An 11,575-nucleotide genomic window follows, 5' to 3' on the forward strand; every position below is an offset into this window, starting at 1 on the left:
ACGGAATTCGGCGGCGGAGGACGGCGGGCGACCGCTCAGGCCTTGGCGGCGGCGCGGCGGCGGCGCTCGGCGTCGGCGAGGTGTCGATCGGGGCGGCAGACGCCGCACGCGGTGAAGCCGTCCTGCTTGGCCTCGGTCAGCGGGAGGCCGAAGACCTCCTCGCCCGCGGTCACCGAGCACCCGGCCAGGTGGTAGCGGGGGTGCTCGTCGACGACCTCGACCTCGTCGGTGAGGTCGAGCACCAGCAGCAGATCGGTGACCTCGACGTCCTCCTCGACCGGCTCGCCGTCCTCGTCCAGGCTCGCGGGCGGACGGTGGCTGTGCGACCCGGTCGAGGGCCCGGCGACCGCCGGAGGCGCCTCGGGGGCCACCGCGGGCGCGGGGACCACGGGTTCGGGAGATGCGGACGCGGTGGTGTCCCCCACCGCGGGGGTCACCAGCGTCTCGGCCTCCGCAAGCGGGGAGACCTCCGCAGCCGGTGCGGCCTCCGCGGGCGACGCGGCCGCCGCAGCCGCCGGGGGCTCCTCCGGGGCCGCTGCCTCCACCGGCGCAGCCTGCACCGGGCGGGACGGCTGCGCGGGGATCACCGGGGCGGGAGGCTCGGGAGGGGACACGGCCGCGGGGGTCGACGCCGGGGACCCTGCCGAGGACGAGCCGGCGGCGGTGGTCGCCCCGACCAGCACGGGCTCGTCGTCCTCGGCGTCGGCTCGGGCGGCGCGGGCCCGTCGCACGCTCTGCAGCACGAGGGCCACGGCGGCCAGGGCGCTCACGCCCACCGACCCCCACAGCATGGCGGTCTCGCCGTTGCCGAGCCCGCCGACCAGCAGGGCCCCGGCGACGAGGATGAGCAGGCCGGCCAACACGATCACGGGCGGATCGTAACCGGCACCACACGACGGAGCCCCCGCAGACCACGAGGTCTGCGGGGGCTCCGGCGTGCAGTGCGGACGATCAGGCGCCGGCGTGCTGGTTCTGCCGGGCGTTGGAGGCCGGCTCGGCCGAGCCGCGGCTGTCCAGGTCGCGCAGGTGCGACTCGAGGTAGGACCGCAGACGGGTGCGGTACTCGCGCTCGAAGGTGCGCAGCTCCTCGATCTTGCGCTCGAGGCTGCTGCGCTTCTCCTCCAGGGAGCCCATGACCTCCACGTGCTTGCGCTCGGCCTCCTGGTCGAGCGCGGTGGCCTTGGCGCGGGCCTCGCGCTCCATCGTGTCGGCGCGGGTGCGGGCGTCGCCCACCATCGCGTCGGAGCGCTGCTTGGCCTCGGCGAGCTGCTGCTCGCTCTTGGCACGCGCGTCGGCCAGCATGCGGTCGCTGTTGGTCTTGGCGCTGCCGACCAGCTGGTCGGCCTGCTGCTTGGCCTCGTTGACGTACCGGTCGGCCGTCTCGGTGGCCAGGGTCAGCATCCGGGAGGCCCGGACGCCGTCGTCCTCGCGCGGCTGCTGCACGGGGGGCGGCGGCGGGGTGGCGGCGACCGGCTCGGCCGGGCGCTCCTCGGCGCGGGAGGCACCGCCGCCGTTGCTGCGGAGCTCGTTGTTCTCCTCGATCAGGCGGGCGAGCTCGGCCTCGACCACGTCGAGGAAGGCGTCGACCTCGTCCTCGTCGTAGCCACGCTTGCCGATCGGCGGCTTCTTGAAGACGACGTTGTGCACGTCGGCGGGCGTGAGTGGCATCGGGTCACCTCGGGTCGGACGGGCGGAACAAGGACTCGGTCTGACGAGCGGTGCGTGACCGCCCGCCCGACCGGCCCCCAGGACAGGAGCTGGTCACGCGTACGAAGCGATGATGCTGCGCAGGATGACCACGGCGATCAGGAGCACCATAAACCCGAGGTCCAACCTGATGCTTCCCAGGTTCAACGGCGGGATGACCTTCCGGACCGCCTTGAGCGGCGGGTCGGTCGCCGCGTACACGACCTCCAGGCCCGCGGCGACGGCGCCGGAGGGGCGCCAGCTGCGGGCCAGGACAATCACCCAGTCCACCACGAAACGGGCGAACAGCAGGATCAGGAAGACGAGCAGGACCGATGACACGATCTGCAGGAGAAGGGACACGGTCCTCGCTCGTTCGGGGGCTGGGCGGACGGGTGCCCGGCGGCAGCCGATGGGTCAGGACTGGGTGAGGAAGCCACCCTCACGGATGCGGGCCTTGTCCTCGGCGGTCACGTCGGTGCCCACCGGGGAGAGCAGGAACACCTTGGCCGTGACGCGCTCGATACTACCGTGCAGGCCGAAGGACAGACCGGCGGCGAAGTCGACCAGGCGCTTGGCGTCGGCGTCCTCCATCTCGGCCAGGTTCATCAGCACCGCGTTGCCCTCGCGGAAGCGCTCGCCGATGGTGCGCGCCTCGTTGTAGGTCTGCGGGTTCAGCGTGGTGATGCGGTAGGCCTTGGGGGCGGCCACCGGGGGCGTGACGACCGGCGCGGGGGTCGGTGCCGGCTCGGGCGCCTGCAGGGCCGCGGCGGTGGCACCCACCGGGCCGGAGGTGGCCGTGCCACCGGACAGCCCGCCGGACAGCGCCGAGGCGGTGCCGCGGGCGCTGCCGCTCAGCCGCGGACCGACGGTGGCGGGGGCGGCGAGGTCCAGCCGCCGCGGCCCGGTCCGGCGCGGCAGCGCGGGCTCCGCCACCGGCGGGGCCTGCAGCGCCTCGACCGGCAGCTCCTCGGAGGGGTACTCGGCCGAGGGGTAGCTGGTGTCGTACCGGTCGTCGTACCGGCTGTCGGTCTCGTAGCGTTCCCGGTCGGTCGAGCGACGGTCGACCCGGCGCTCCGCCCGGTCGTCGTAGTCGGACTGTCGTGCGTCGTACCGCCCGTAGGCGGCCCGGGTGTCGTCGTCCTCGACGAGTCCGAGGTAGATGCCCATCTTGCGCATGGCGCCGGCCATCGAAGGGCCCCTCTCTGCTGGTCGTCATCCGTGACTGGTGGGACTCGTGCGACGGTGGTGCCTGGTGTGTCCTACGGTCCTGCACCGGAGGCTAGGGCGCGGTCGCCGAACAGTGCGGTTCCGACACGCACGACCGTGGCGCCGGCCGCCACCGCCTCCTCGAGGTCGGCCGACATGCCGGCCGAGAGCTCGACGGCGCCCGGGTGGTCGGCCCGCACCCGGGCGGCGAGCCCGGCCAGCTGCTCGAAGGCGGGGCCCGGCGCCCCCTCACGCGGCGCTACGGCCATCAACCCGCGCAGCTGCAGCGCCGGCTGGGCGGCGACCGCGTCGGCCAGCTCGACCACGTGCTCGGGGGCCACGCCTCCGCGGGCCGCCGTGCGCCCCTCGGGGCCGCCCAGGTCGACCTGGACGTAGACCTCGGTGACCACGTCGGCGCGCTCGGCCACCCCGGCCAGCCGCTCGACCAGCGAGACCCGGTCCACCGACTGGACGACGGCCCCGAGCCCGACCACCGCGGGGGCCTTGTTCCGCTGCAGCTGACCCACCAGGTGCCAGCGCAGGTCAAGGTGGGCCAGCTCCTCGGCCTTGGCCACCAGCTCCTTGACCTTGTTCTCGGCGAACTCCCGCTGCCCCAGGGCGGCCAGCGCGGCGACGTCGGCGGCCGGCCAGGTCTTGCTCACCGCGAGCAGGCGCACCGACCCCGGGTCCCGCCCGGCGGCCCGCTCGGCCCGCTCGATCCGGGCCCGGACGGCGGCCAGCGCGTCGGCGAGGTCGCTCACGCCGGCTCCAGCCACGCCACGCCGGCCTGCCGACCGGTGACGCCGTCCCGGCGGTGGGAGAACAGCCGCCGGTCCTCGACGGTGCAGCGGGGGTCCTGCACGACCTGGCCGACGCCCGCGGCGCGCAGCACCTGGGTCAGGCCGGCGCGGAGGTCCAGCGCCGGCGTGCCGGTGCGCGAGGACACCGCGGCGTCCTTCGCGACCCGGGCGACCTGCACCTGCATCGCCCGCGGCACCTCGTAGTCGGCCCCGCACACGGCCGGGCCGAGCAGCGCCTGCACGTCGGCGGGCCGGGAGCCCAGCCCGACCATCGCCGCCAGCGCGGCGGTGACCACTCCCTGCCGGACACCCTCGCGCCCGGCGTGCACCGCGGCCACGACGCCGCCGACCGGGTCGGCCAGCAGCACCGGCACGCAGTCGGCGACCAGGACGCAGAGCACCAGCCCGGGGGTGGCGGTGACGAGGGCGTCGACCTGCGGCGGCGGACCCGTCTGCGGTCGGTCGACGACGGCCACCCCGGTGCCGTGCACCTGCTCCATCCAGACCAGCGCGCCCGGGTCCACCCGCAGCTCGCCGGCCAGCCGGGCCCGGTTGGCCGCGACGTCGGCGGGGTCGTCGCCGACGTGCCCGCCCAGGTTGAACGCGTCGTAGGGGGACGACGAACGGCCACCCCGCCGATCCGTGACCACCCGCCGGGGGCGGAGGGACCGGGTCGGCGGGGTGGCCGATGCGCTCGTGCTCACGTCGCGTTCGCTACTGGGAGCGCAGGAACTCGGGGATGTCGAGCTCTTCCTCGAAGTCGTCCGAGGACAGCGGACGACGGGCCCCCTGGCCCTGCACCGGCGGCAGCGGCGGCACGGTGATGCCACCGCCCTGCGGGGCCCGGGGGGCGGGCTGCTGCGGGGCGGACCGCTCCTGGGAGACCAGACGCTCACCGGTCTGCCGGGGAGCCAGCGGGGCCGGCTGGACCGGCCGTTGCTGCGCCGCCGCCGGGGCCTGGGACACCGGGGGCGCGGCCGCCGGCTGGGCGTCCTTGCGGGCCGTGCCGCTGGGCTTGCCGTTGTCGAACCCCGCGGCGATGACCGTCACCCGCACCTCGTCACCGAGGGCGTCGTCGATGACGGCGCCGAAGATGATGTTGGCGTCGGCGTGGGCGGCGTCCGAGACCAGCGAGGCGGCCTCGTTGATCTCGAACAGGCCGAGGTCCGAACCACCCGAGATCGACAGCAGGACGCCGTGGGCGCCCTCCATCGAGGCTTCCAGCAGCGGCGAGGCGATCGCCTGCTCGGCGGCCAGCAGCGCACGGTTGTCGCCGCGGGCGCTGCCGATGCCCATCAGCGCCGAGCCCGCCCCGGACATGACCGACTTCACGTCGGCGAAGTCCAGGTTGATCAGGCCGGGCGTGGTGATCAGGTCGGTGATGCCCTGCACACCGGACAGCAGCACCTGGTCGGCGGTGCGGAAGGCGTCCATGACGGACACGTTCCGGTCGCCGAGCTGGAGCAGCCGGTCGTTGGGGATCACGATGAGCGTGTCGCACTCGTTGCGCAGCTCGTCGATGCCGGACTCGGCCTGCACGGCCCGCCGCTTCCCCTCGAAGGAGAACGGCCGGGTGACCACGCCGATCGTCAGCGCCCCGAGCTTGCGGGCGATGGACGCCACGACGGGCGCGCCGCCGGTGCCGGTGCCACCACCCTCGCCGGCGGTCACGAAGACCATGTCGGCGCCCTTGAGCACCTCTTCGATCTCCTCGCGGTGGTCCTCGGCGGCCTGCCGGCCCACGTCGGGCTGGGCACCGGCGCCCAGGCCGCGGGTGAGCTCGCGGCCGACGTCGAGCTTGACGTCGGCATCGCTCATCAGCAACGCCTGCGCGTCGGTGTTGATCGCGATGAACTCGACCCCCTTGAGGCCGACCTCGATCATGCGGTTGACCGCGTTCACCCCGCCGCCGCCGATGCCGACGACCTTGATGACCGCGAGGTAGTTGTGCGGAGGTGTCATGCTGCGCTCCCCAACTGGACCCTCATCCTCAGGTTAAGCCTTATAGTTATGTCAACTAGGGCGATGGGGACGAAGCTAGGTGCGCAGGTTGCCCGACGCCAGCACCCTCCCCGGCTACGGCGTGTCGTCATCAGCCGCCCCGCCCACCTCCGCCGACCCGTGCGTCACACCCTCCTCACGCCATGTGACGACCCGCCTCGGAGACGTCTCATCCCGGGGTCGAGACCGGTGTGGGGCAGATTCTGCCGACGGTCTCCGGACCGGGCGTGTCGGATCACCTGCGCGGCTCGCGCCCCATGAGGAAGAACTCGGGGTTGGGCGGGATCGCCGCCCAGTGCGCGAGCCGGTTGGACAGCGCGAAGAAGCTCACGATCGCGCCGACGTCCCAGACGTCGTCCTCGCTCAGCCCGTGCCCGCGCAACGCGTCCAGGTCGGCCGGCTCCACCAGCGCCGGGGTCACCGCCAGCCGCACGGCGACGTCGAGGACGGCGTGCATGCGGGGGTCCAGCGGGGCCTTGCGCCAGTCCACGGCGACCTGGTCGGCCAGGTAGGGGTCGCGGGACCGGATCCGCGCGATCGCCCCGTGCGCGACGACGCAGTACAGGCAGTCGTTGGCGGCACTGGTGGCCACCACGACCACCTCGCGGTCGGCCTTCGACAGCCCCGTCGTCTCCTTGTCCATCAGCGCGTCGTGCATCGCGAAGAACGCCCGCGCCTCGTCGGGGCGGTGGGACAGCGCGGCGAACACGTTGGGCAGGAAGCCGGACTTCTCCTCGACGGCGTCGAAGCGCTCGCGGAGGTCTGCCGGCAGGTCGGCGCGCTCGGGGACCGGGAAGCGGGAGATCGGTGTGCTCATCACCACACCCTGCATCACCACCCCCCGCACCGGTCAGCGCAGCACGACCTCCTCGGGCGAGCTGACGTCGATCTGCGCAGCGGGGTCCAGGGCGCCGGCGGCGAGCTGGTCGAGGACGGCGGCCAGCACCTGCGCCTTGCGGTCGGCGTCGTCGGCGCTGCCCCACAGCACGCTGGTGCCGTCGACCAGGGTGAGGGTGACGTCGTCCCCACCGGTGGCGGTCACCTCGGTGACCTGGTCGCGGACGACGGCCGGCAGCGACACGATCGCGGCCAGCGCGGCGGTGGTGGCGCGGTCGCCCGGCCCGGGGTCGGCCACCTGCAGCGGCACCACCCCGGCCGGCGGGTCGCCGGTGATGGTGTCGAACAGCGTGCCCCCGGCGTCGACCAGCGAGCGGCTGCCGCCGACGGTCACCACGGCGACGGCCACCCGCTCGCGCAGGGTGACCACCACCCGGTCCGGCCACCCCCGGGTGACCTCGGCGTCGGCGACCTGGGGCAGCGCGGCGACCCGGGCAGCGGCGGCCGCGGTGTCGACCCGGGCCAGCGGGGTGCCCTCGGCGACGCCGGCGGCCTCCCGGACCTCGTCGGCGGTCAGCGTGGTCAGGCCGTCGACCTGCACCGTGCGCACGGCCAGCAGGGGGCTGGCGAGCACCACCCACGCGAGGACGGCGACCAGCACCGCGACGCCGCCGACCACCAGCAGCCGCCGGCGCCGGGGCCCCAGCGGCGGGCGGCGCGGGCGGATGCGGGTGACCCCCGCGTCGGCACGGGCCCGCCCCGGGGCACCCCGACGGGGGCCGCGGTGGCGGTCCCGGGTGGTGCTGCCCGTCCGCGGCACGGTCTAGTGCACCCCGCCCGTGTGCTCCCCACCCGCGCGCTCGGTGAGGGCGGTCAGGATCTCGGGGCCGACCATGACGACGTCGCCGGCGCCCATCGTCAGGAGCAGGTCACCGGGCCGGGCGCGGTCGGCCATGGCGCCGGCCGCCGCGGACCAGGACGGCTCGAAGCGCACCTGACCGGCCGGCAGCGGCACGGCGTCGGCCACCAGGGCACCGGTGACGCCCGGGACGGGGTCCTCGCGGGCGCCGTAGACGTCCATGACCACGACCTCGTCGGCCAACCCGAGCGCCTCGCCGAACCCCGCGGCGAACTCCTGCGTGCGGCTGTAGAGGTGCGGCTGGAAGAGCACCACCAGCCGGCCCTCGCCCACCACCGCGCGGGCGGCGCGCAGCTGGGCGGTGACCTCTGTCGGGTGGTGGGCGTAGTCGTCGTAGACCCGCACGCCGGCCGCGGTGCCCTTCAGCTCGAACCGCCGGTGCACCCCGCCGAAACGGGCCAGCCCGGCCATCAGCCCGCTGGCCGGGAACCCCAGCTCGAGCCCGGCCAGCAGGGCCGCCGCGCTGTTGAGGGCCATGTGCGCACCGGGCAGCCGCAAGCTGACCCGCCCCAGCTCGGCGCCGCGGTGCACCGCGGTCCAGCTGGTGCCGTCCGGGCCGACGACGAGGTCGCGCAGCTGCAGGTCGACGGCGTCGCCGAAGCCGTAGGTCAGCACCCGGGCTCCCCCGGTGGGCACGTCGCGCAGCCGGGCCGAGCCCGGGTCGTCGGCGCACAGCACGACGAACCCGGTGGGATCGACGGTGGTCACGAAGCGGTCGAACGCGGCCTCGACCGCGGCCAGGTCGCCGTAGTTGTCCAGGTGGTCGGCCTCGACGTTGGTCACGATGCCGGCGAAGGGGGCCAGCAGCAGGAACGACCGGTCGCTCTCGTCGGCCTCGGCCACGAACACGTCGCCGGAGCCGGCGTGCGCGTTGGACCCGGACTCGTTGAGGTCGCCGCCGATCGCGAACGACGGGTCGGCACCGCAGGCCTGCACGGCGACGGTGAGCATCGACGTGGTGGAGGTCTTGCCGTGGGTACCGGCCACCGCGACGCTGCGCCGTCCGGCCATGACCGCGGCCAGCGCGACCGCGCGCGGCAGCACCCGCAGGCCCCGCTCGCGGGCGGCGGCCAGCTCGGGGTTGTCCGGCCGGATCGCGGTGGAGACCACGACCGTCGCGGCGTCGCCCAGGTGGGCGGCGTCGTGCCCGACCTCGGTGCGGGCGCCGAGGGCCGCGAGCGCCAGCAGCGTGGGGGTGCTGCGGCGGTCGCTGCCCGACACCGCGACGCCGCGGGCCAGCAGGATCCGGGCGATGCCGCTCATGCCGGCACCGCCGATGCCGATGAAGTGCACCGCGCCCAGGTCGGCCAGGGCCGGGATGGGGTCGCGCCAGGCGGCGACGTCGGCGGCGCTCATGCCCGCACCACCGAGAGGGTCAGGTCGGCCAGCTTCTCGTCGGCGTCGGGGACGCCGGCCGCGGCCGCGTGCCGGGAGAGCTCGGCCAGCCGGGCGGGATCGGTGAGCACGGGCACCAGGGTGGACCCGATCCACGCCGCGGACAGCTCGGCGTCCTCGACGAGCAGCCCTCCCCCGGCCTCGACGACCGGCAGCGCGTTGCGGCGCTGCTCGCCGTTGCCGATCGGCAGCGGCACGAACGCGCCCGGCAGGCCGACCGCGGACAGCTCGGCGACGCTCACCGCCCCCGAGCGGCACAGCGCCAGGTCGGCGGCGGCGTAGGCGAGGTCCATGCGGTCCAGGTAGTCGACGACGACGTAGGGCGGCTCACCGGCCGGGACGGACACCTCGGTGTTCTTGGGCCCGCGGGCGTGCAGCACCTGGATGCCCGCGGCCCGCAGCTGCGCGGCGGCGCCGGTCGCGGCGGTGTTCAGCGACCGCGCGCCCTGGGACCCGCCGAACACCAGGAGGGTCGGTCGGTCGGCGTGCAGACCGAAGTGCGCCCGCGCCTCCGCCCGCAGCGCCGCGCGGTCCAGCCCGGTGATCGACGGGCGCAGCGGCATGCCCACGTGCACCGCACCGCGCAGCGGGGTGCCCGGGGTGGTGACGGCGACCGCCGCGGCCAGCCGGGCGCCCACGCGGTTGGCCAGGCCCGGCAGCGGGTTCTGCTCGTGCACGACGACCGGGATGCCGGCGCGGCGGGCGGCCAGGTAGGCCGGCAGCGCCACGTAGCCGCCGAAGCCGACGACGACGTCGGCCTCCAGCTCGGCCAGCAGGGCCCGGGTGTCGGCCACGGCGCGGCGGACGCGGCCGGGCACCCGCAGGAGGTCCGGGGTGGGCTTGCGGGGCATCGGCACCGGCGGGATCAGCCGCAGCTCGTGCCCGCGGGCGGGCACCAGCCGGGTCTCCATGCCGCGGGCGGTGCCCAGGCAGGTGACCCGGGGGGTGCCGCCCGGGGCGTCGGTGCGCCGGACGAGGGCGTCGGCCAGGGCGAGCATCGGTTCGATGTGCCCTCCGGTGCCCCCTCCGGCGAGCACGACGCTGACCGGTCGGGTGCGGGCGGGGGGTCTCGGTGGTGCGGAGGTCACGGGGGCAGTCTCACAGGGTCGGTGCTCAGCGTGGACGGCGCGGCCGGTCCCGGGGCGTGCGGAGCGGCTCGCCGACGACCGACCCGACCCGCTCCCGGGACGCGGTCCGGGCTCCGCGGTCGGCGGACCGGGCCGCGTCGCGCCGGGGGTCGCGCTCAGGGTCGCGGCGGGCGGGGTCGCGGCGGGCGGGGTCGGGACGGCCCGCGCCGGCCCGCGCACCGTCGCGCACGCGGGCCACGGTGCGCCCACCCGTGCGCCGGGCACCCCGGCCGTCGGCGGGCGGGGCGCTCCGGCGGCCCAGGGTGGGCAGCGGGGCGACGGCGTGCTCGGGCACCGGCACCAGCCAGCGGCCCAGCCGACCCAGCGCCCCGACGGGGTGCGCGCGGCGGTGCGCCCGCAGGTGCTCGATCGCTGCCGGTTCGGCCCGCGCGAAGCGGACGAGCAGGCCGACGATGAACAGGGTGAGCACCAGCGAGGTCCCGCCCGCGGAGATCAGCGGCAGGGTGACGCCGGTGACCGGGAGCAGCCCGACGACGTAGCCCATGTTGATGAACGCCTGACCGATCAGCCAGACGGTGATCGCGGTGCTGGCCAGCTGGATGAACCGGTCGGTCGAGCGGCGGGCGATGCGGAACCCGGCGTAGGCCAGCACCCCGTACAGCGCGATGACCACCAGGCAGCCCAGGAAGCCCAGCTCCTCGCCGATGATGGCGAAGATGTAGTCGCTGGAGGCGTGCGGCAGCAGGTTCCACTTCATCGCGCTGTTGCCCAGGCCGACACCGGTGAGCCCGCCCGAGGCGAGGGCGTAGAAGCCGCGGATGGCCTGCAGGCCGTCGCCCATGGGGTCGTCGAAGGGGTGCAGGAACGAGGTGACGCGGGCCAACCGGTAGGGCGCCAGCTGGACCATGACGACGACGAGCACCGCGACGACGCCGGCGGCGATGCCGATGTGCCGCCCGCGGATGCCACCGGCCCACAGCAGTCCCGCCACCACGAGCGCGTGGATCATCACGGCCCCGAAGTCGGGCTCGCGGATCAGCAGCAGGCTCAGCACGCCGAAGACCGGCAGGACCGGGACCAGCAGCGACTTCGTGGTCAGCCACCGCTCCCGGAGGGCGATGACGTGCGCCCCCCACAGGGCCAGGACCAGCTTGCTCAGCTCGGAGGGCTGCAGGTTCACCACCCCGAGGTCGAACCACTGACGGGCACCGTTGAGCTCGCTGCCGATGCCGGGGACCAGGACGACGACCAGCAGGAAGGCCACCACCAGCAGGGCCACGCCGGAGTACCGGCGCACGTGGCCGACCGGGAGGCGGACCGCGACCAGCATCGCCCCGATGCCCAGCAGCGCGAAGACCAGCTGCTGCAGGCCCGGGCCCCAGGCGGGCTGACCCGCGATGGCTGCCTTGACGCTCGAGGCGGAGAAGACCATGACCAGGCCGATCGCCAGCAGCAGGCCGGCCGAGCCCAGGACCAGGTGGGCGCTGGTCATCGGGCCGTCCAGCCAGGCCGGGGCCCGGAACAGCGGGGCGCGGGAGGCGAGGGCACCGCGCTGCGCGGCCCGCTCGGACGTCGCGGTGCGGGCGGGGCGGGTCGGGCGCTCGGTGCCGGTGTGCGTGGCGGCCATGCCGTGGACCCCC

The 11,575-nt window shown here is 75.4% G+C and carries 12 protein-coding genes; all 12 read right to left on the reverse strand.

Features of this window, described 5'->3' with window-relative positions; genetic code table 11:
- Window positions 1-35 precede the first annotated feature (35 nt).
- Window positions 36-869, reverse strand: a complete 834-nt coding sequence (locus tag BLS67_RS12670) for a hypothetical protein (protein ID WP_091245467.1) — start codon at window positions 867-869, stop codon at window positions 36-38.
- A gap of 82 nt (window positions 870-951) precedes the next feature.
- Entirely contained in the window at window positions 952-1,668 is a 717-nt protein-coding gene (locus tag BLS67_RS12675) for a DivIVA domain-containing protein (protein ID WP_091245469.1), read from the reverse strand.
- A 93-nt stretch (window positions 1,669-1,761) separates the two neighbouring features.
- Entirely contained in the window at window positions 1,762-2,049 is a 288-nt protein-coding gene (locus BLS67_RS12680; RefSeq protein ID WP_091245473.1) for a YggT family protein, read from the reverse strand.
- Window positions 2,050-2,103: 54 nt separating this feature from the next.
- Window positions 2,104-2,877, reverse strand: coding sequence for a cell division protein SepF (locus BLS67_RS24735; protein ID WP_091245475.1), 774 nt, complete (start codon window positions 2,875-2,877; stop codon window positions 2,104-2,106).
- Between the two features lie 71 nt (window positions 2,878-2,948).
- Window positions 2,949-3,656 carry a YggS family pyridoxal phosphate-dependent enzyme gene (locus tag BLS67_RS12690; RefSeq protein ID WP_091245478.1) on the reverse strand — a complete coding sequence of 236 codons (708 nt, stop codon included), beginning with the start codon at window positions 3,654-3,656 and terminating at the stop codon, window positions 2,949-2,951.
- On the reverse strand, window positions 3,653-4,399 hold the full coding sequence (gene pgeF / locus BLS67_RS12695) for a peptidoglycan editing factor PgeF (protein WP_091245481.1): 747 nt from the start codon (window positions 4,397-4,399) through the stop codon (window positions 3,653-3,655). Before pgeF ends, BLS67_RS12690 begins: the two co-directional genes overlap by 4 nt.
- A 10-nt stretch (window positions 4,400-4,409) precedes the next feature.
- A complete protein-coding gene (gene ftsZ, locus BLS67_RS12700) occupies window positions 4,410-5,657 on the reverse strand; it encodes a cell division protein FtsZ (RefSeq protein WP_091245484.1) in 1,248 nt (415 codons plus the stop codon).
- Window positions 5,658-5,931: 274 nt separating this feature from the next.
- Window positions 5,932-6,513, reverse strand: a complete 582-nt coding sequence (locus tag BLS67_RS12705) for a peroxidase-related enzyme (RefSeq protein WP_091245789.1) — start codon at window positions 6,511-6,513, stop codon at window positions 5,932-5,934.
- Between the two features lie 33 nt (window positions 6,514-6,546).
- Entirely contained in the window at window positions 6,547-7,353 is an 807-nt protein-coding gene (locus BLS67_RS12710) for a cell division protein FtsQ/DivIB (RefSeq protein ID WP_091245486.1), read from the reverse strand.
- Between the two features lie 3 nt (window positions 7,354-7,356).
- The gene (gene murC / locus BLS67_RS12715) at window positions 7,357-8,808 is read right to left on the reverse strand and encodes a UDP-N-acetylmuramate--L-alanine ligase (protein WP_091245488.1); all 1,452 of its coding nucleotides are present in this window, start codon (window positions 8,806-8,808) and stop codon (window positions 7,357-7,359) included.
- Window positions 8,805-9,935, reverse strand: a complete 1,131-nt coding sequence (gene murG, locus BLS67_RS12720; RefSeq protein ID WP_091245489.1) for an undecaprenyldiphospho-muramoylpentapeptide beta-N-acetylglucosaminyltransferase — start codon at window positions 9,933-9,935, stop codon at window positions 8,805-8,807. Before murG ends, murC begins: the two co-directional genes overlap by 4 nt.
- A gap of 25 nt (window positions 9,936-9,960) precedes the next feature.
- Entirely contained in the window at window positions 9,961-11,562 is a 1,602-nt protein-coding gene (gene ftsW, locus BLS67_RS12725; protein WP_242654042.1) for a putative lipid II flippase FtsW, read from the reverse strand.
- Window positions 11,563-11,575 lie beyond the last annotated feature (13 nt).

This window comes from Klenkia soli (assembly GCF_900103975.1).
Lineage (GTDB): Bacteria > Actinomycetota > Actinomycetes > Mycobacteriales > Geodermatophilaceae > Klenkia > Klenkia soli.

Coding starts and splice junctions, on each gene's coding strand:
- ftsW (WP_242654042.1), bottom strand. CDS start 11,562: ATGGCCGCCACGCACACCGGCACCGAGCGCCCGACCCGCCCCGCCCGC.
- BLS67_RS24735 (WP_091245475.1), bottom strand. CDS start 2,877: ATGGCCGGCGCCATGCGCAAGATGGGCATCTACCTCGGACTCGTCGAG.
- BLS67_RS12705 (WP_091245789.1), bottom strand. CDS start 6,513: ATGAGCACACCGATCTCCCGCTTCCCGGTCCCCGAGCGCGCCGACCTG.
- ftsZ (WP_091245484.1), bottom strand. CDS start 5,657: ATGACACCTCCGCACAACTACCTCGCGGTCATCAAGGTCGTCGGCATC.
- BLS67_RS12675 (WP_091245469.1), bottom strand. CDS start 1,668: ATGCCACTCACGCCCGCCGACGTGCACAACGTCGTCTTCAAGAAGCCG.
- murC (WP_091245488.1), bottom strand. CDS start 8,808: ATGAGCGCCGCCGACGTCGCCGCCTGGCGCGACCCCATCCCGGCCCTG.